Origin of the sequence: Ideonella sp. (assembly GCF_041918995.1) — a bacterium.
In the GTDB taxonomy this organism is placed as follows: Bacteria; Pseudomonadota; Gammaproteobacteria; order Burkholderiales; family Burkholderiaceae_C; genus Ideonella.
The window spans coordinates 1-19,287 of the sequence record NZ_JAYRUN010000029.1 but is presented as its reverse complement, the minus strand read 5'-3'; the positions used below and the strand labels follow the sequence as shown (position 1 = coordinate 19,287).

The following is a 19,287-nucleotide window of genomic DNA, read 5'->3' as shown; positions in this document are numbered from 1 at the left end:
GCGATTTCGGCCGCGCCGAGAAGCGCAGGGTGGCCGGCCGCGCGCGCCAGCGCGCTTCGTGAACTGACTCGCGCGACTGCTCGAGCGCAGCGAACGCAGTGAGCGCAGCGAGTTGAGCGCGGGCCGGCCGCCCGAGCATCGCAGGGCAGCCCCGGCCGATGGCCGGGGCCGCGGCCGCATGAGCCGCCCCGCCTGCCTGCCACCGGCCGGGCGCGCCGACCCGGCGCTCCGTTCTGGGCCTTCTCATGCCCCACCCACCGCCGCAAACTGCCGCCGATCCACCCTCGCCTTGTCGAACTCGAACCACGGGTCGGGCTCGCCGTCCAGCGCGAACTGCAGCTCGGCCCACAGCGCACGGCGGCGGGCCACGTCGTCGACGACCTGCTTCTTCACGTGGTCCAGGCCCACCCGGTGCAGGTAGTGCACGGTGCGCTCCAGGTACCAGCCCTCGCGCCGGTACAGCTGCATGAAGGCGCCGGTGATCTCGATCACCTCCTCGGCCGTCTTCACCTTGCACAGGAACTGCGCCACCTCGGTCTTGATGCCGCCGTTGCCGCCCACGTGGATCTCCCAGCCGGAGTCCACGCCGATCACGCCCACGTCCTTGATGCCCGACTCGGCGCAGTTGCGCGGGCAGCCGCTCACCGCGAACTTCACCTTGTGCGGCGCGTACATGCGCCACATGGCGCGCTCCAGGTCCTTGCCCAGCTGGGTGGAATCCTGCGTGCCCATGCGGCACCACTCGCTGCCCACGCAGGTCTTCACCGTGCGCAGCGCCTTGGCGTAGGCGTGTCCGGATGGCATGTCCAGATCGCGCCACACCGCGGGCAGGTCCTCCTTCTTCACCCCCAGCAGGTCGATGCGCTGGCCCCCGGTCACCTTCACCGTGGGGATGCGGTACTTGTCCACCACGTCGGCGATGCGGCGCAGCTCGGCGGCGCTGGTCTCGCCGCCCCACATGCGCGGGATGACGGAGTAGCTGCCGTCCTTCTGGATGTTGGCGTGGGCGCGCTCGTTGATGAAGCGGCTCTGCGGGTCGTCCTGCGCTTCCTTGGGCCACGAGGAGATGAGGTAGTAGTTCAGCGCCGGCCGGCAGCTGGCGCAGCCGTTGGGCGTCTTCCAGCCCAGGTGCTGCAGGGTCTGCGGGATCGACAGCAGGTGCTCGCGGAAGATCGCGTCGCGCACGTCCTGGTGGCTGAGCTCGGTGCAGCCGCACATCGCCTTCTTCTTCGGCGCGGCCGAGTAGTCGCCCCCGGCCGTGAACATGATGAGCTGCTCCACCAGGCCCGTGCACGAACCGCATGACGCGCTGGCCTTGGTGTGCTTGCGCACCTCCTCCAGCGTGAACAGGCCCTTGTCCTTGATGGCCTTGCAGATCGCGCCCTTGGTGACACCGTTGCAGCCGCAGACCTCGTCGCCGTCGGCCATGGCCGCGGCCTTCTGGTGGCCCTCGTGGCCGGCGTCACCGATGTTGGATTCGCCGAACATCAGCCGGTCGCGGATGTCCGCCACCGGCCGGCCCTCGCGCAGCAGCTTGAAGTACCAGCTGCCGTCCACGGTGTCGCCGTACAGGCAGGCGCCCACCAGCCTGTCGCCCTTGAGCACCAGCTTCTTGTAGATGCCGCCGTTGGGCGCGGTGGGGTCGCTCAGCACGATCTCCTCCGTGCCCTCGCCGCCCATGAAGTCACCCGCCGAGAACAGGTCGATGCCGGTGACCTTGAGTTTGGTGCTCACCTGGCTGCCGGTGTAGCGGCCGATGCCGAACTCGGCCAGGTGCGTCGCGCACACCTTGCCCTGCTCGAACAGCGGCGCCACCAGGCCGTAGGCCACGCCGCGGTGCGCGGCGCATTCGCCCACCGCGTAGATGCGCGGGTCGGTCACGGTCTGCAGCGTGTCGCTCACCACGATGCCACGCTGGCAGTGCAGGCCGGCGCGCTCGGCGAGCTCGGTGTTCGGCCGGATGCCGGCGGCCATCACCACCAGCTCGGCCGGCACCTCGCGGCCATCCTTGAAACGCACCGCGCGCACGCGGCCGTCGTCGTCGCCCAGCAGCGCCTCGGTCTGCGCGCCCATCTCGAAGCGCAGGCCGCGGCGCTCCAGCGACTGGCGCAGCAGGCCGCCGGCCACCTCGTCGAGCTGGCGCTCCATCAGCCAGGGGGCGATGTGCACCACCGTCACGTCCATGCCGCGGCGCATCAGCCCGTTGGCCGCCTCCAGCCCCAGCAGGCCGCCGCCGATGACCACCGCATGCCGGTGGCGCTGCGCCGCGTCGATCATGGCCTGGGTGTCGGCGATGTCGCGGTAGGCGATCACACCGTCCAGGTCCTTGCCTGGCACCGGCAGGATGAACGGCAGCGAGCCGGTGGCGATCAGCAGGCGGTCGTAGGACGCGCGCGTGCCGTCGTCGGCCACCACCTCGCGGCGGACGCGGTCGATCTGCACCACCTGGCGCCCCAGGTGCAGCGTGATGCCGTGCTCGGCGTACCAGCCCAGCGGGTTGAGCACGATCTCGTCGAGCGTCTGCTCGCCGGCCAGCACCGGCGACAACAGGATGCGGTTGTAGTTCGGGTGCGGCTCGGCGCCGAACACCGTGATGTCGTACAGGTCGGGCGCGATCTTCAGCAGCTCCTCGAGCGTGCGCACGCCGGCCATGCCGTTGCCGATCATCACGAGCTTCATCTTCTTCATGGGCGCTGTCCTTTCAGGCAAGGCGAATGCAAGCGGCAAGCCACGGCCGCAGGGAGAATGGGCCGATGAGCTTCGAGGTGGATGTCGGCCACGCCAGCGAGCGTGGCCCGCGCGGGCGCAACGAGGATTTCGCCGGTGCGCTGCGGGCGCCGCCCCACGAGGCCGCGCGCGGCTGGGTGGCCGCGGTGGCCGACGGCGTGTCCACCGGCGGCCAGGGGCTGGAGGCGGCGCAGACCAGCGTGATGGGGCTGCTGGCCGACTTCTTCGCCGCGCCCGCCACCTGGGAGACCACGGTGGTGCTGGACCGGCTGATCGGCGCGCAGAACGCCTGGCTGGCGGCGCAGAACCGGCGCCGCAGCGGGCCGGGCGAGGCCGGTGCCGCGCTGACCACGCTCACCGCGCTGGCGCTGCAGGGCCACACCTGGACCGTGGCGCACGTGGGCGACACGCGCGCCTGGCTGTGGCGCGCGGGCGAGCTGCTGCCGCTGACCCACGACCACGCCCTCGACCACCCCGACCAGCGCAGCCGGCTGACGCGCGCGGTGGGGCTGGACGACGGGGTGCGGGTGGACTACACCCAGGGCGACGTGCGGCCGGGCGACGTGTTCCTGCTCACCACCGACGGCGTGCATGGCGTGCTGCGGCCGGCGCGGCTGGCGGCGCTGCTGGCCGCCGGCGTCGCGGCTGAGGCCGGCACCGCCGAGGCCCTCGCGGCCCGGCTGGTGGCCGACGCGCTGGCCGCTGGCGGGCGCGACAACGCCACCGCCCTGGTGCTGCACGTGCGCGGACTGGACGCCCGCCAGCTGGACGACGAGCAGGCCGACAGCCGCCGCCTGCCCGCGCCGCCGCTGCTGCGCGCGGGCGACACGCTCGACGGCCTGGCCATCACCGGGCTGCTGGCCGACACGGGCGTGCACCGCCTGTACCGCGCGCGCTGGCCGGTGGGGGGCGAGCCGGTGGTCGTCAAGGCCCTGCACCCCGCCCGCGCGGCCGACCCCGAGGAGCGCGCCATGCTGGCCCACGAAGGCTGGCTGGGCGAGCGGCTGGGTGAGTCCGTGCCCGGGGAGGGCGGCTTCGTGCGCGTGCGGCCGCGGCCCGCCTCGGCCAGCGCCTTCTACCTGGTGTTCGACGCCCATGCCGGCCGCACCATGGCCGAGCTGGCGCAGGCCGGCCGCCCGGCCGTGGCCGACGTGGTGGACGCTGCCGTGGCGCTGGCGCGCGCCCTGGCCCGGCTGCACCGCCAGGGCGTGGTGCACCGGGACATCAAGCCGGACAACCTGCACCGCGGCGACGACGGCCTGTGGCGCGTGCTGGACCTCGGCGTGGCGATCAGTGGCCGCGAGCCCGCCGCGCAGCGCGAGCTGCATGCCGGCACGCCCAGCTACATGAACCCCGAGCAGTGGGACGGCCAGCCCGCCGACGCGCGCAGCGACCTGTTCGCGCTCGGCGTGTCGCTGTACCAGTGGCTCACCGGCCGGCTGCCCTATGGGGAGGTCGAGCCCTACCAGCGCGGCCGCCACCGGCGTGACCCGGTGCCGCCCTCGCGCCTGCGGCCCGACGTGCCCATGTGGCTGGACCACCTGCTGCGCAAGGCCGTGGCGCGCGAGCCCGCGCAGCGCTTCGAGACGGCCGAGGAGCTGCTGCTGGCGCTGGAGCGCGGCGCCTCCCGCCCGCTGCCCGCGCCCGGCGCCACACCGCTGCTGCAGCGCGACCCGCGGGCGGCGCTGCAGCTCGCGCTGGGCCTGTCGCTGCTGCTCAACGCGCTGCTCATCGCCTGGCTGGCGTTCCTGCCGCGCTGAGGGCCGACAGGCGCTGCGGGTGCGCGTCCGCAGGGTGCTCATGCGTGCACACGGGCACGCCCGCCCTTTTCGGCCCAGGTGCGCGTCCAGCGGATCTGCATCACCCGCATCACGCCCAGCATGAGCAGCGACAGCCCGGCGAAGAGCCAGAAGCCCGCGCTGTAGCTGCCCAGGTGCTGGCGTGCCAGGCCCATGGCGTTGGGCACCAGGCCGCCGCCCAGCGCGCCGATCTCGCCGATCATGGAGCCGGCCACCGCGGTGGTGGTGGGCCAGCGCAGCGGCACCAGCTGGAACAGCGCGCCGTTGCCCGCGCCCAGCGCACCGAAGCACACGATGAGCAGCAGGGTGGTGAGCACCAGCGAGTGGCCCGCGAAGCCGCAGGCCGCCAGCGCCACGGCCACCACGGCCAGCACGATGGTCAGCGTGTTCACCCCGCCCCAGCGGTCGGCGATCCAGCCGCCGGCCACCCGCACGGCGGCGCCCATGAAGGCCGCCAGCATGGTGAGCTGGCCCGCCTGCACCTTGCTCACGCCGAACTGGTCGTGGTAGTAGGTGGGCAGGAAGGTCGTCAGGCCGATGAAGCCGCCGAAGGTGACGCCGTAGATCAGGCTGAAGGCCCAGCCGTCCTTCTCGAACAGGCAGGCCACGTGGGCGCGCAGGCTGGCGTGGCTGTCCACGTCCGGCGGCTCCTTGGCCAGCACCACCATCACCACCATGGGCAGCAGGATGGCCGCGGCCGCGACCGCGTACACCGTCTGCCAGCCCAGCCACTGCGCCAGCGGTGGCGCCACCAGCACCGACACGGCGGTGCCCACGTTGCCTGCGCCCACCAGGCCCATGGCCAGGCCCTTGTGGCGCGGCGGGAACCAGCCGGAGCCCAGCGACAGGGCCACGCCGAAGCTGGCGCCGGCGATGCCCAGCAGCACGCCCATCTTGAGCAGGTCGCTGAAGCTGTCCACGCCCAGCCAGCCGTACAGCATGGCCACGGCGATCAGCCCCATCTCCACCAGCGTCGCGTTCTTGCGCCCGATGTACTGCGCCAGCAGGCCCAGGGGAAAGCGCATCAGCGCGCCCGCGATGATGGGCACGGACAGCATCAGCCCCTTCTGCGCGGGCGTCAGGCCGTAGGCCTCGCTGATGAACGGCGCCATCGCGCCGTTGAGCACCCAGATGCAGCAGGAGAACGCGAAGTAGAGGAAGGCGGCGAACAGCGTGGGGCCGTGGCCCTCGGCCAGGAAGCCGCGCCACCCCGGGGAGGGCGCGGAGCGGGCGGTCACGGCGGTCATGGCGGCAGAGCGGGCGGCGTGCGGAGCGGTCATGGGCAACGGCCGGCCGCCGCCGCCGCGCGCTGCGGGCGCGACGGTGCCGGTGGGCCGGAACTTGAAGAGAAGGGGGCGGCGGTGCGCGGGGCGGGACGCCAGCACCCCGCGAAGGGGGTGGCGGTGGCCGGAGCGCCCGGGGTGGCCGGGCGTGTGCGCGGGGAGCGCCCGCGGCGTTGCGGGGCTGGGCTGACGTGACGCAAGACCTGTGCCTGTGTGGTTCACCCGGCGCACAGGCCCGCGGTCACAATCGCGCCCCATGGCGGCGAGCGAGTGGCAGGTCAAGGTGTGGACGGTGCAGCCGGTCGAGGACACGGCGGCCGGCGGCATGGGCGTGGCCGCGTGGACCGCGGCCCTGGCGGCGCAGGGCGTGCACGTGCATGTGGCGTGCGGCCGCGCCGCCCTGGTGCAGCCGGGCGATCCGGGTGCACCGGATCAGGTCGTGGCCTGGTGCAGCGCCGAGACGCTGCACGACACGCTGCAGGCGCTGGCCGAGTGCCTGGCCACCGACCCGCGCTGGCCGGTGAGCCTGGTGTCCCCCGAGCTGCCGGCCGAGGCCTGGCAGCCGCTGTGGGCGTCGGGGCTGGCGGGCTGGTGGCCGCTGCCGGCCGGTCCTGCCGGCTGGGCCGCCGCCCTGGCCGGCGACCGCGCCCGCTGGCTGCGCGCCGCCCAGTTGCGCGCCGACCTGGACCGCGCCCGTGCCCAGCTGGACGAACGCAAGTACGTGGACCGCGCCAAGGGTGTCCTCATGAGTGCACGCGGCATCGGCGAGGACGAGGCCTTCCGCCTGCTGCGCGGCGCCGCCATGCACGCCAACCTGCGTGTGGGCGAGGTGTCGCGCTCGGTCATCGAGGCCAGCCAGTGGGCCGAGGCCATCAACCGCGCGGGCCAGCTGCGCATGCTCTCGCAGCGCATCGTCAAGCTCGCCGCGCAGCGCCTGGCCGGCATCGACACCCGGGGCGCGCGGGCCCTGCAGGACGAGGCGGCCGAGCGCGCGCGCGCCAACCTGGCCTACCTGGCGGCGTGCCCGCGGCTGGCCGACCCACCGGCGGCCACGCGGTCGGCGCTGCAGGCGGTGGCCGAGGCCTGGGCCGCGCTGTCGGCCCAGCTCACGCCGCGCCTGACGGCCGCCCAGCTGGCCGAGGTGGACCGCCGCGCCATGGTGCTGCTGGAGGGCGCCGAGGCGCTCACCCGCGTGCTGGAGCACGACGGCGGCCGCCGCGCCCTGCGCCTGGTGAACACCTGCGGCCGCCAGCGCGCGCGTGTGCAGCGCCTGGCCAAGGACGTGTTGCTGGCCGCGCTGCTGGCCGAGCCGGCCCGCCTGGAGGGCCTCTCCCCGCGCGTGGACGAGATCGCGGCGGCCTTCGCCGAGCTGGAGCAGGCGCCGCTGGCCAGCGCCGACACGCGCCAGCTGCTGGCGGCGGCGCAGGAGGAGTGGCTGCGCCTGCTGCGCGCCATCGACGCCGCCAGCAGCGGCGACAGCCGCGCCGTGGTGGCGCATGCCGCGGACAGCCTGCTGGACATCATCGAGCGCCTGACCGCCGCCTACGAGCACAGCCTGCAGGTGATCATGTCCTGAGCGTATGCCTCAACAATCTTCACCTTGGTCTCGGCTGTCAACAGTCACTTGCTCACGTGTGCAAGAGTCGACCCACCACGACAATCCATCAGGGTCGACATGCATATCCCTCTCCCAAGTGTTCGCTCCGTGCTTTCCACTGCGCTGCTGGCAGCGGCGATGAGCCCGGTAGCCTGGGCCTACGACGTCTGCATCCCGCCGCCGCCTGACGAGGAAACCAGCAACATCGCCTCCCCGCATCCCGAAGGGCGGGTGAACAACGCGGCGCCCACACCAATGGGGGTGGACCTACCCGAGCAGGGACTGCTCGGCGCCACGCCCGTGCCTGCGCCTGACGACAGAGGCGTCTACACGAACATCAAGTGGCGTTCTGGCGATTGGCTTGAGCCGACCCGCGGCTGCGCATCCACGCGCTTCGTGTTCGACGTGCTGCCAGCGAAGGACTACGACCCACGCGCCACCGACGGCAAGGTCTTTCCCGTCATCGTCTACTTCCACGAAAACGGCGCTACCCATGCCTGGGAGACGGGGAGCCCCATTGACACCAACGTCGCCACGGTGGCGCGAAACGGCAACTTCCATTTCGTTTCCGTCGAGTTTCGGCATCCGGTAGCCGACCAGTACCTGGCGGACGACCCGCCCCACACCGTGCCTCACACGGATGTGGGTCTGTTCATCCAGTTTCTGCGCAAGAACGCCGCCAAGTTCAAAGTCGACAAACGCAACATCTTCGCGTTCGGGCGCTCACGCGGTTCGTTGGCGCTGTGGCAGGGCCTGCAGGCGGACATGGGCAGCGGCGATACGTCCAGCAAGGTGAATGCGTTTGTCGGCTATGAAGCTCAGACGAGCTACCAGTGCCAGACGTTTTCCGACAACTTCCTGATCCAGGATGATGCGGCAAGGGCGTACGTCGCAGAGTGCCGGAGCGATGCCAAGAACAAATACGACCCGCTTTTTCGGAATGCGCTCGATGCCGTGAAGCCGGATACCACACTACCCGTGATGCTGCAGTATTCGGATGGCTTTGTAGAGGAGCCGAACGGACGCGTGAAGCTGTTGGCTGCGCACCAGTTGTTCTCCAACTATGACCATCTGCACTATCCCAACTTTGGTCTCGCCCTCTATTGGCGCTACTTCGATCTGGATCTGAACAAGGATCGCGTCCGCATGGCCAAGCCCACTACCGGAGTCGGCAAGAGGGCGCAGTTCACAGGGTGGCTCGACTTTGTCAACAACTGGAAGGTTCAGTGATGGCGAAGCGACTGCTGTTCGTCGTCGCCTTCGGTGGCTTAGCCGCGGTCAATGCCGCCGCTGGCCCGGATGCCATTACTCCGATACATCTACCCGGGAATGGGGAAGGATGGACCGTCAGCGGCGGTGTCACGCCAGACCGAGAGGGCAATCTTTACGGCTCTGTTTCGAACAGCCGTGGCATCTTCATCGATCCGTACACGCGCGGCTGCGGCATGGTCTTTCGCATCAATGCGAAGGGGATGTACAGCACGCTGCATGACTTTTCGTCGCAGAAGCACTCGCGTGGCTGTCGTGTGAACGGTGAACTTCTTGTGCACGAGCGGGCAATTTATGGGGTCACCCTCAAGGGCGGCACCAATGACCATGGGACGGTGTACAGGCTCTCCGCCAAGAAGGGGCACGAGTTGCTGCATCGTTTTGACGGCACCGATGGATCCATGCCCGGGGAAGGCTTGACACTGGCCACTGACGGCCATCTTTATGGTGTGACCACAGTCGGCGGCCAGCATGATGCCGGGACGATATTTCGCATCGCCCCCTCCGGCCGTTTCGAGTCGCTGTACTCATTCGCGCCCGACGATCCGTTGGGTGCACGACCCTTCAAGCGATTGACTGTGGGCCCCGACGGTGCGCTCTATGGCGTCATCAGCGGTGGCGTGGACACGATCTATCGGGTCGGCTTGGACGGCAGCGTGTCGTTGGTCAAGCGCTTGGACCAGCGGGACGGCTGCCTGCCGCAAGCGCTGACATTGGGCTCCGACGGTTGGCTGTACGGTGGTGCGCTGGGTTGCGGGCCGAGCGGCGGCGGCACTCTGTTTCGGGTGTTGCCCAACGGCAGTTTTGAACGCTTGTACTCGTTCGACTCCTCCGGGCCCGCTTCGCCCGTCAAGCGTCTCACAGAGGGCCCGGACGGCACCTGGTATGGCAGCACAGGTGGCGCCCTGCCCAATGCACTGGCCACGATCTACAAGATCCGGTTCGATGGAACCGATCCAACGGTCTTGCATGTCTTCAACGATTCGGTGTGGCGCGGAGGATCCAGTGGCCCTTTACTGCTGGCCGATGACGGTTGGCTTTACGGCACCTCTGGAAGCGGTGGCAACAGCAAAGGTCGTGACAAGGGCGGCTCGGGCATGGTGTTCCGTCTCGCGCCTTGAGGCGGCCTCTGGGGCTGCTTGGGGCGGCCGGTAAACTTCGCCTCTTTCCGCTGTCCCTCGACTCCGCATGGCCATCGCCACGACGGGCGGTGCCGCCGCCGCCTTCGAACTGAAGCACACGAGCCTGCCGCTCGTGTCCATGCTGCTCAAGACCACCGACCTTGCCGCGCTCGGTGACGAGCTGGCATCGCAGCTGCGGGAGGCGCCGCAGCTGTTCGACCAGGACCCGGTGGCCATCGACTTTTCCGCCGTCGCCGGCGAGGCCGCGCCGCGCATGGACCTGCTGCTGGCGCTGCTGCGCAGCCACCGCCTGCTGCCCGTGGCGGCGCTGGGCGGCTCGGCCGAGCAGATGGCCGCGGCGCGCGAGGCAGGGCTGGCCGAGGCGCCCGAGGCCGCGCCCGTGTCGCGCGCGCCGCGCACCGCCGAGCCCGCCATGCGCGAGGTGCGCGAGGTGGAGGTGGTGCGTGAGGTCGAGGTCGTGCGTGAAGTGGAGGTCGTGCGCGAGGTGCCGGCGCCCGCCCAGCCCGCGCTGGTGGTGGACAAGCCGCTGCGCTCGGGCCAGCAGGTGTACGCCCGCGGCGGCGACCTGGTGGTGATGGCCGCCGTCAACCACGGTGCCGAGGTCATCGCCGACGGCCACATCCATGTGTACGCACCGCTGCGCGGCAAGGCGATTGCCGGCAACCGCGGCAACACCGCGGCGCGCATCTTCGCCACCTGCTTCGAACCCGAACTCATCGCCATCGCAGGTGTCTACCGCACCACCGAGACGCCGCTGCCGGCGGACGTCCTGGGCCAGCCGGCCCAGGTGCGGCTGGTGGACGACAAGCTGGTGATGGACCCGCTCAAGACCTGACGGCGCGTCACCGCGCCTTCCCAACCCTCTCCAAATTCAAGGATTCGTCACCGATGGCAAGAATCGTCGTGGTCACCTCCGGCAAGGGCGGGGTCGGCAAGACCACCACCAGCGCCAGTTTCTCCTCCGGCCTGGCCCTGCGCGGCCACAAGACGGCCGTGATCGACTTCGACGTCGGCCTGCGCAACCTGGACCTCATCATGGGCTGCGAGCGGCGCGTGGTGTATGACCTGATCAACGTGATCAACGGCGAGGCCAACCTCAACCAGGCGCTCATCAAGGACAAGCACTGCGACAACCTGTTCGTGCTGCCCGCCTCGCAGACGCGCGACAAGGACGCCCTCACCAAGGAGGGTGTCGAGCGTGTGCTGAAGGACCTGGCCGAGATGGGCTTCGAGTACATCGTCTGCGATTCGCCCGCGGGCATCGAGACGGGCGCCTTGCTGGCCATGCACTTCGCCGACGAGGCGCTGATCGTCACCAACCCCGAGGTGTCCTCGGTGCGCGATTCCGACCGCATCCTGGGCATGCTGGCCAGCAAGACCAAGCGCGCCATGGACGGCCAGGAGGCGGTGAAGGAGCACCTGCTCATCACCCGCTACAACCCCAGCCGCGTGCAGGAGGGCCACATGCTCTCGCTGGAGGACATCCAGGAGATCCTGCGCATTCCGCTGCTGGGTGTGGTGCCCGAGTCCGAGGCGGTGCTGCAGGCGTCCAACCAGGGCACGCCGGCCATCCACCTGAAGGACAGCGACGTGGCCGGCGCCTACGACGACCTGGTGGCCCGGTTCCTCGGCGAGCAGCGCCCCATGCGCTTCACCGAGGCCGTCAAGCCCGGCCTGTTCAAGCGCCTGTTCGGCGGGAGGTAAGCCCCATGTCCTTCCTCTCCTTCCTGCTCGGCGAGAAGAAGAAGACCGCCAGCGTCGCCAAGGAGCGCCTGCAGATCATCCTGGCGCACGAGCGCTCCGGCCGCACCGGCGCCGACTACCTGCCCGCGCTGCAGCGCGAGCTGGTGGAGGTGATCAGCAAGTATGTGCGCATCAACCCGGGCGACATCCGCGTGCACCTGGAGCGCCAGGACAACCTGGAAGTGCTCGAGGTGAAGATCGAGCTGCCCGAGGCCTCGAAGCTCTGAGGGGCCGAGGGGCCGCCCGCCCGCGGCCGGCCCCCGGGCATTCCCCAGGCGGGCACGCGGAACATCGGGTTGCATCTGTGCCCCCGGTCGGGGCGAGACTGCCCGGATGTTCGGCCGATCCAAGCCCGTCGTCTTCGACCCCTACCGCCGCCAGCGCTCGCGCCGCGGCATCCCGCCCTGGCTCCTGCTGCTGCTCACCGGCCTGGTGGGCGGCGCCGCGGGGGTGATCTACCTGCAGGAGCGGCACCTGCCGCCGCGCCTGTCCACGGCCGAGTCGGCTGCCCTGCGCAACAGCTTCGAGCAGGCCGACGCCGAGCGCCAGCGCCTGGCCGCCGAGCTGGCCAGCCTGCGCACGCGGCAGCAAGGCACCGAGGCCGAGCGCACGCGCCTGGCCAGCGAGCTGGCCACGAGCCAGGCCACCACCCAGTCGCTGCAGGCCGACCTGGCCGCGCTCGTGGCCACCTTGCCGCCCGACCCGCGCCAGCAGGCCGTGGCCGTGCGTGCCGGCCGCTTCAGCGCACGCGAGGGCGGGCTCGACTACAGCGTGGTCTTCAGCCGCGCCGGCAGGGGCCGGCCCTTCCAGGGCGTGGTGCAGATCAGCGTGGCGGGTGACGGCCCCCAGGTGGAGGTGCCCGTGCAGCCGCTCAGCCTGCGCGCGCACGAGGTGCTGCACGGCCGCATCACGCTGCCCGAGGGCTTTCGCGCGCAGGAGGCCACGGTGCGCGTGCTCGACCGGCCGGGTGGCGCCACCCACGCGTTCCGCGTGCTCAAGGTGGGCAGCGAGGGCTGACGCTCGCCTGCGCCGGCGGGTGGCGGTAAGATACCGCCACGGGTATGTGGCAACGACGCCGCACCCGCTTCCCAGGAGAGCGCATGCCCGGCGACGTTCACGTCATGCGGCGGATGGCGTCGCGGCCGGCGTCGCTGGCTGCCGCCACCCACTGCCCCCCGTGCGAGGTGCGCCCGCAGGCCTTGTTCGGCGCTTTGGCCGACGCCACGCTCTCCCATGTGCGGCTGGACATCGCCAGCGTGCCCCTGGCGGCGGACGAGTCCCTCTACCTGCGCGGCGAGACGGGCCCCGCGGCCTACACCGTGCGCTCGGGCCTGGTGCGCCTGGAGCGTGTCACCGAGGCGGGCCACCGGCGCATCGTGCGCCTGGCCGGCCGCGGCGAGCTCATCGGGCAGGAGGCCCTGCTGCAGCGGCCCTTCGCGGACGAGGCCGTGGCCTGCATGCCCACGGTGCTGTGCCGGCTGCCGCGCAGCGCCATCGAGCGCGTCGCCCAGGCCGACCCGGCGCTGCCGCGCGCGCTGATGCTGCGCTGGCAGGCGGCGCTCGAGCAGGCCGAAAGCTGGATCGCCGACATCTCCACCGGCCCCTCGCGCCGGCGCATGCTCAAGCTGCTGGAGCGACTGTTGCCGCATGCCGACGACCAGGGCCGCGTGTGGCTGCCGCGGCGCCAGGAGATCGGCGACATGCTGGACATCACGCTGGAAACCGCCAGCCGCCTGGTGAGCCAGCTGTCACGCGAGGGCGTGCTGGCCAGCGTGGATGGCCGGCGCGCCACCGTGGACGTGGCTCGCCTGGCCCAGGCGCTGGTGGCGGCGGACACCTGAGGCGCCGCCGCCGGCACCGCCTCAGCGGCAGGTCGTGGGAAGCTGCTTCTCGGCCAGGCCTTCGCCGGCTTCGCAATGCCAACGCACGCCGCCGTCGGGCAGCGCCTCGGGCGTGAGCAGCAGCTCGCCCTGCTCCAGCGGCACGGTCAGCACCATGCTCTCCGGGTCCAGCGTCAGCGCTCGGCCGTTCGGGAGCCGGTCGTCGACGCCGGCCTGCTCGAGGGTTTCCGGCACGCTGCCGTTGGCCTGGTAGTAGGCCGTCAGCGCCTCCTGCGCCGGGCGTGCGAGGACGAGTGACTCCGCCACCTTGGCCCGCACCGTGTAGTCCTGGTAGGCCGGCAGCGCGACGGCGGCGAGCACCCCCACCAGGTACACCATGACGATGAGGCCGAAGCCGGCGCCCAGGCGGCCGGCATAGGGCACGAACACCGCGAACAGGTAGGCCAGCGGATGGCGGCGCGGCATCGCGCGGCCGGTGTCCACCACGCGCGCGGCGCGCTTGGACAGCCAGGGGTAGCCCGCCACCAGCTCATGGAACGACATCCAGAAGCCCGAGGTGGCCTTCACCTGGCCCACGTAGCTGGCCATGTCCACCTTGTCCCACTGGCCCGCGCCGGCCGACAGCGCGGCCAGCGCCTGCGCCGCGCCCTGCGGCGAGCCGCTGCAGGCCAGGCCGTGCCGGTCGCAGGTGCTTTCGCGGGCGCGCGAATAGGCGGCCCCCAGCAGCGGCAGCCACAGCACCGGCCAGCGCAGCAGGTGGCCCTGGAGGTGCTTCATGCGCAGGTGCCCCAGCTCATGGCCGATGTAGAAGCGCAGGCCGTCGGGGTGGCGCTCCATCGCATCCACCACGTCGGACAGCAGCACCACGTACTGCGCGCCCAGGAAGCGCGTGGCAAAGGCGTTCAGGCCGCCGTTGCCGTTGAGCACGTAGGCGCGCGGCACCTGCTTCATGCCCAGCTTCTCGCAGCAGGCCAGGAACTGCGCATGCAGCTCCGGGAACTGTCTGGCCGACAGCTCCACGCCGTTGCCCTGGATGTGCGAGATCAGGGCCGACTGCGCGAACAGGTACAGCAGGAAGCCCAGCAGCAGGGCCAGCAGCGCGCCGCCGAAGGTGCCGACCACCAGGCCGATCCAGACGATGACGCCGAGCACCAGCGTGATGGTGCCCAGGGTGCGTTCCCTGGGGTAGACCAGTTCATTCATGACCACGTTCCTCCCTCGTTGTGTGGTGTGTCGATGCCCGCAGGATGCGCGGGGCCCGGCAGCATACGGGCGCGGCAGCGCGCGGCGCGCCACCTGCATCAACGTCTTGTGCAGTGGCGCTGCGCGTATGCTGGCCGCATGCGGGTGATGGATGCGTCCGACGTGGCGCGAGCCCTGCCCATGGGGGCGCTGGTGGCGGCCCTGCGGGCGCAGTTCGCGCGCGGCGCCGAGGTGCCGCCGCGCCAGGTGCTGGCGCTCGCGCCCGAGGGCAGCGGCCTGCCGGCGGTGACCTCGCTCGTCATGCCCGCCTGGCAGCCCGGCCGCTACTACGCCGTGAAGGTGATCAACATCGCGCCGGGCAACGCGGCGCGCGGCCTGCCGGGGCTGCACGCGAGCGTGCTGCTGCACGACGCGGCCACCGGCGTGCCGCTGGCGCTGATGGACGGCAACGAGATCACCGCGCGGCGCACCGCGGCGGCCTCCGCCCTGGCGGCGTCGTGCATCGCGCCAGCCGACGCGGGTGACCTGCTGGTGGTGGGCGCCGGCCGCGTGGCGGCGCTGCTGCCGGCGGCCTACGCGGCGGTGCGGCCGCTGCGCCGCGTGCGCGTGTGGGCGAGGCGGGCGGACGCCGCGCGCGCCCTGGTGGACCGGTGGCGCGCCGAGGGCATGGCGAGCGCCGAGGCCGTGCCGCCCGGGGGCCTGGCGGCCGCGGTGGCCGCCGCCGATGTGGTGAGCTGCGCCACGCTGGCCACCGAGCCGGTGGTGCAGGGTGCCTGGCTGCGGGCCGGCACGCACCTGGACCTCATCGGCAGCTTCACGCCGGCCATGCGGGAGGCCGACGACGCCTGCTTCGCGCACGCGGCGCTGTACGTGGACACCGAGGAGGCCCTGGCCAAGAGCGGCGAGCTGCTGGGCCCGATGTCGCGCGGCGTGTTCGCGCCCGACGCCGTGCTCGGCACGCTGGCCGACCTCGTGGCCCACACCGCGCGCCCCCGGCCGCCCGGCGCACACCACACGGTGTTCAAGTCGGTCGGCACGGCGCTGGAGGACCTGGCCGCCGCGGTGCTGGTCTGGGAAAACCGCGACGTGCGTCGCGGGGGCCACCCCGCACAATGCACGCCATGACGCCTTCCTCCTTCCTCCTGCGAGGCCTGGCCGGCCTGGCCCTGGCCGCCGTCGGCGCGGCCCAGGCGGCCCCTGTCACCTACGAGCTCGACCCCACCCACACCTACCCCAGCTTCGAGGCCGACCACCTCGGCGGCCTGTCGGTCTGGCGCGGCAAGTTCAACAAGACCGCCGGCCAGGTGGTGATGGACCGCGAGGCCGGCACCGGCGCCGTGGACCTGGTGGTGGAGATCGACAGCATCGACTTCGGGCTGGAGCAGATGAACGCCGCCGCCCGCGGCCAGAGCCTGTTCGATGCCGAGCGTTTCCCCCAGGCCCGCTACCGCGGCCAGCTCGCCGGCTTCACCGACGGCCGGCCCACGCGCGTGGACGGTGAGCTCACCCTCAAGGGCATCACGCGCCCGCTCACGCTGGAGATCCGCCGCTTCAAGTGCATGCCGCACCCGCTGTTCAAGCGCGAGCTGTGCGGCGCCGACGCGCACGGCGAGTTCCAGCGCGACGCCTTCGGCATCGACGCCGGCAAGGCCTACGGCTTCGACATGGCGGTGCAGCTGCGCATCCAGGTGGAGGCGCTGGCCACGCGCTGAGCCAGGTCAAGGCGCGCCGCCGTGGCGCCGCCTTAAGGGCCCCTCCCGATGACAGGGGCGAGCCGCAGCGCCGACACTCGGGCCCAGACCGCGCCGACCGGGCTACCCGCCCGGCCTCGGCGGCGGTGTGCGTCTCGTCTTCCTGACCCAGGAGGTTGCCTTGTCGAGTCCCTTGCGCCAGCCGCGCGGCGAACCCACGCCCGTGCCGGTGGCCACCCCGCCCGCTCCTGCGCCCGCCGTGGCTTCGCCCGTGGCCGCCAGCCCCGCCCCCACGCCGCTGCGCCTACATGTGCCCGAGCCCACCGGCCGGCCGGGCCAGCACACCGATTTCTCCTACCTGCGCATGGCGCCCCCCGGGGCCGTGCCGCGGCCCCCGCTGGATGTGTCGCCCGCCGAGACCGCGCCACTGGCCGGCTCGCTGATCCGCGTGCTGGACGACGAGGGCCGCGCGGTCGGCCCCTGGGCGCCGGCGGTCGAGCCCGAGGCGCTGCGGCGCGGCCTGGTGGCCATGCTCAAGACGCGCGCCTTCGACGCCCGCATGCTGATGGCGCAGCGCCAGCGCAAGATCAGCTTCTACATGCAGTGCCTGGGCGAGGAGGCCATCGCCATCGCGCATGCCCAGGCGCTGCGTGAAGGCGACATGTGCTTTCCCACCTACCGCCAGCAGGGCCTGCTGCTGTCGCGCGACGACATCGACATGGTGGAGCTGATGTGCCAGCTCATGTCCAACGAGCGCGACCCCATCAAGGGACGGCAGCTGCCGGTGATGTACTCGTACAAGCGCGCCGGCTTCTTCAGCATCTCCGGCAACCTGGCCACGCAGTTCATCCAGGCGGTGGGCTGGGCCATGGCCTCGGCGATCCAGGGCGACACCCGCATCGCCTCGGGCTGGATCGGCGACGGCTCCACGGCAGAGAGCGACTTCCACACCGCGCTCACCTTCGCCCACGTGTACCGCGCACCGGTGATCCTGAACGTGGTGAACAACCAGTGGGCGATCTCCACCTTCCAGGCCATCGCCGGCGGCGAGGCCAGCACCTTCGCCGCGCGCGGCGTGGGCTGCGGCATCGCCAGCCTGCGGGTGGACGGCAACGACTTCCTCGCCGTGCTGGCTGCCTCGCGCTGGGCGGCCGAGCGCGCGCGCGCCAACCTGGGCCCCACGCTCATCGAGTGGGTCACCTACCGCGCCGGCGCGCATTCCACCAGCGACGACCCCGCTCGCTACCGGCCGGCCGACGACTGGAAGTGCTTCCCGCTGGGCGACCCGATCGCCCGCCTGAAGACCCACCTCATCCGCCTGGGCGCCTGGTCGGACGAGGAGCACGAGGCCACGCGCACCCGGCTGGAGGCCGAGGTGTCCGCGGCGCTGAAGCAGGCCGAGGCCCACGGCTCGCTGCACGACGGCCACATCCCGCCGCTGCGCAGCATGTTCGAAGACGTGTACGAGCAGATGCCGCCGCACCTCGTGGCGCAGCTGCAGCAGGCCCAGGCCCGCGCGGGCCAAGGAGGGCACTGAGCATGGCGCAGATGACCATGATCCAGGCCCTGCGCTCGGCCATGGACGTGATGCTCGGCCGCGACGGGAACGTCGTGGTGTACGGGCAGGACGTGGGCTACTTCGGCGGCGTGTTCCGCTGCACCGAGGGCCTGCAGGCCAAGTACGGCCGCACGCGCGTGTTCGATGCGCCCATCAACGAGGGCGGCATCGTGGGCGCAGCCGTCGGCATGGCCGCCTACGGACTGCGGCCGGTGGTGGAGGTGCAGTTCGCCGACTACATGTACCCGGCCTACGACCAGATCGTGTCCGAGGCGGCGCGCCTGCGCTACCGCTCGGCGGGCGACTTCACCGCGCCGCTCACGATCCGCATGCCCTGCGGCGGCGGCATCTACGGCGGCCAGACGCACAGCCAGAGCCCGGAGGCGCTGTTCACGCACGTGTGCGGCCTGCGCACGGTGATGCCCAGCAACCCCTACGACGCCAAGGGCCTGCTCATCGCGGCCATCGAGTCCAACGACCCGGTGGTGTTCCTGGAGCCCAAGCGCATCTACAACGGCCCCTTCGACGGCCACCCCGACCGGCCGGTGGTGCCCTGGTCGGCCCACCCGGCCAGCGAGGTGCCGGAAGGGCACTACACCGTGCCGCTGGAGTCGGCGGCGGTGGTGCGGCCCGGCCGTGACCTCACGGTGATCACCTACGGCACCATGGTCTGGGTGGCGCAGGCGGCGGCCGAGGAGAGCGGCATCGACGCCGAGGTGATCGACCTGCGCACGCTGTGGCCGATCGACCTGCCGACCATCGTGGAATCGGTGAAGAAGACGCGGCGCTGCGTCATCGTGCACGAGGCCACGCGCACCAGCGGCTTCGGCGCGGAGCTCTCGGCGCTGGTGCAGGAGCACTGCTTCTACCACCTGGAGTCGCCCATCGAGCGCGTGACCGGCTGGGACACGCCCTACCCGCATGCCCAGGAGTGGCAGTACTTCGCCGGCCCCGACCGCGTGGCCGACGCCTACCGGCAGGTGATGGAGCCGTGAGGCCGGGTGGGTGTGCATGCACGCCCGCATGACGACGAACACACAAGGACAACGCGCATGAGCGTGCATGTGATCAAGATGCCCGACCTCGGCGAAGGCATCGCCGAGGTGGAGCTGGTGGCCTGGCATGTGAAGCCGGGCGACACCGTGGCCGAGGACCAGGTCCTGGCCGACGTGATGACCGACAAGGCAACGGTGGAGATCCCGTCGCACGTGGCCGGCCGCGTGGTGGCCCTGGGCGGCGAGGTCGGCCAGGTGCTGGCCGTGGGCTCGGAGCTGATCCGCATCGAGTCCGATGCGGCGGCGGCGTCGCCCACCCCGGGCGCCGCCGCCCCGGCGGCCCGGCCCCAGAGCGCCCCGGCCGCCGCCCCGGCCCCCGCGCGCGCCACGGCCCCGCTGCCCGAGCCCGCGCGGCCCCCGGTCGCGGCCCCCCCGGCCC

Annotated in this window: 17 protein-coding genes; 14 read left to right on the top strand and 3 right to left on the bottom strand. The window is 71.8% G+C overall.

Annotated features, from left to right (window positions below; all coding sequences use genetic code 11):
- Positions 1 to 243: 243 nt before the first annotated feature.
- Positions 244 to 2,688 carry a nitrite reductase large subunit NirB gene (gene nirB / locus ACE3UN_RS18725; protein WP_374676512.1) on the bottom strand — a complete coding sequence of 815 codons (2,445 nt, stop codon included), beginning with the start codon at positions 2,686 to 2,688 and terminating at the stop codon, positions 244 to 246.
- 65 nt (positions 2,689 to 2,753) lie between these two features.
- Here nirB and ACE3UN_RS18720 point away from each other — a divergent pair, with 65 nt between their 5' ends.
- On the top strand, positions 2,754 to 4,487 hold the full coding sequence (locus ACE3UN_RS18720; RefSeq protein WP_374676511.1) for a bifunctional protein-serine/threonine kinase/phosphatase: 1,734 nt from the start codon (positions 2,754 to 2,756) through the stop codon (positions 4,485 to 4,487).
- A 38-nt stretch (positions 4,488 to 4,525) separates the two neighbouring features.
- Here the strand turns inward: ACE3UN_RS18720 and ACE3UN_RS18715 are convergent, their stop codons facing one another.
- Complete coding sequence (locus ACE3UN_RS18715; protein ID WP_374676510.1) at positions 4,526 to 5,773, bottom strand: nitrate/nitrite transporter; 1,248 nt, start codon at positions 5,771 to 5,773, stop codon at positions 4,526 to 4,528.
- Between the two features lie 292 nt (positions 5,774 to 6,065).
- Between ACE3UN_RS18715 and ACE3UN_RS18710 the strand changes: the two genes are divergently transcribed.
- The 8 genes from ACE3UN_RS18710 to ACE3UN_RS18675 all read left to right on the top strand — a co-directional run bounded on the left by ACE3UN_RS18710 (position 6,066) and on the right by ACE3UN_RS18675 (position 13,401).
- A complete protein-coding gene (locus ACE3UN_RS18710) occupies positions 6,066 to 7,385 on the top strand; it encodes a type IV pili methyl-accepting chemotaxis transducer N-terminal domain-containing protein (RefSeq protein WP_374676509.1) in 1,320 nt (439 codons plus the stop codon).
- A 99-nt stretch (positions 7,386 to 7,484) separates the two neighbouring features.
- A complete protein-coding gene (locus ACE3UN_RS18705) occupies positions 7,485 to 8,636 on the top strand; it encodes an alpha/beta hydrolase (RefSeq protein WP_374676508.1) in 1,152 nt (383 codons plus the stop codon).
- A complete protein-coding gene (locus ACE3UN_RS18700) occupies positions 8,636 to 9,796 on the top strand; it encodes a choice-of-anchor tandem repeat GloVer-containing protein (protein WP_374676507.1) in 1,161 nt (386 codons plus the stop codon). The genes ACE3UN_RS18705 and ACE3UN_RS18700 overlap by 1 nt, the downstream gene beginning before the upstream one ends.
- 67 nt (positions 9,797 to 9,863) lie before the next feature.
- On the top strand, positions 9,864 to 10,652 hold the full coding sequence (minC, locus tag ACE3UN_RS18695) for a septum site-determining protein MinC (RefSeq protein WP_374676506.1): 789 nt from the start codon (positions 9,864 to 9,866) through the stop codon (positions 10,650 to 10,652).
- Between the two features lie 53 nt (positions 10,653 to 10,705).
- Entirely contained in the window at positions 10,706 to 11,521 is an 816-nt protein-coding gene (gene minD, locus ACE3UN_RS18690; RefSeq protein ID WP_374676505.1) for a septum site-determining protein MinD, read from the top strand.
- A gap of 5 nt (positions 11,522 to 11,526) precedes the next feature.
- Positions 11,527 to 11,787: a cell division topological specificity factor MinE gene (gene minE / locus ACE3UN_RS18685; RefSeq protein ID WP_374676504.1), complete on the top strand. Its 261-nt coding sequence runs from the start codon at positions 11,527 to 11,529 to the stop codon at positions 11,785 to 11,787.
- Between the two features lie 106 nt (positions 11,788 to 11,893).
- The gene (locus ACE3UN_RS18680; RefSeq protein WP_374676503.1) at positions 11,894 to 12,577 is read left to right on the top strand and encodes a hypothetical protein; all 684 of its coding nucleotides are present in this window, start codon (positions 11,894 to 11,896) and stop codon (positions 12,575 to 12,577) included.
- Positions 12,578 to 12,660: 83 nt separating this feature from the next.
- On the top strand, positions 12,661 to 13,401 hold the full coding sequence (locus tag ACE3UN_RS18675; RefSeq protein WP_374676502.1) for a Crp/Fnr family transcriptional regulator: 741 nt from the start codon (positions 12,661 to 12,663) through the stop codon (positions 13,399 to 13,401).
- Between the two features lie 21 nt (positions 13,402 to 13,422).
- On the opposite strand, the gene ACE3UN_RS18670 is transcribed toward ACE3UN_RS18675, so the two are convergent.
- The gene (locus tag ACE3UN_RS18670; RefSeq protein WP_374676501.1) at positions 13,423 to 14,604 is read right to left on the bottom strand and encodes a M48 family metalloprotease; all 1,182 of its coding nucleotides are present in this window, start codon (positions 14,602 to 14,604) and stop codon (positions 13,423 to 13,425) included.
- A 147-nt stretch (positions 14,605 to 14,751) separates the two neighbouring features.
- On the opposite strand from ACE3UN_RS18670, the gene ACE3UN_RS18665 reads away from it, so the two are divergent.
- The 5 genes from ACE3UN_RS18665 to ACE3UN_RS18645 all read left to right on the top strand — a co-directional run.
- A complete protein-coding gene (locus ACE3UN_RS18665; protein ID WP_374676500.1) occupies positions 14,752 to 15,729 on the top strand; it encodes an ornithine cyclodeaminase family protein in 978 nt (325 codons plus the stop codon).
- Positions 15,726 to 16,316 carry a YceI family protein gene (locus ACE3UN_RS18660; protein WP_374676499.1) on the top strand — a complete coding sequence of 197 codons (591 nt, stop codon included), beginning with the start codon at positions 15,726 to 15,728 and terminating at the stop codon, positions 16,314 to 16,316. The genes ACE3UN_RS18665 and ACE3UN_RS18660 overlap by 4 nt, the downstream gene beginning before the upstream one ends.
- 250 nt (positions 16,317 to 16,566) lie before the next feature.
- Positions 16,567 to 17,832: a 3-methyl-2-oxobutanoate dehydrogenase (2-methylpropanoyl-transferring) subunit alpha gene (locus tag ACE3UN_RS18655; protein WP_374676513.1), complete on the top strand. Its 1,266-nt coding sequence runs from the start codon at positions 16,567 to 16,569 to the stop codon at positions 17,830 to 17,832.
- Positions 17,833 to 17,834: 2 nt separating this feature from the next.
- Positions 17,835 to 18,848 carry an alpha-ketoacid dehydrogenase subunit beta gene (locus tag ACE3UN_RS18650; protein ID WP_374676498.1) on the top strand — a complete coding sequence of 338 codons (1,014 nt, stop codon included), beginning with the start codon at positions 17,835 to 17,837 and terminating at the stop codon, positions 18,846 to 18,848.
- A 57-nt stretch (positions 18,849 to 18,905) separates the two neighbouring features.
- Positions 18,906 to 19,287, top strand: a 382-nt coding sequence (locus tag ACE3UN_RS18645; protein WP_374676497.1) for a biotin/lipoyl-containing protein, incomplete at its 3' end; no start/stop codon positions are given.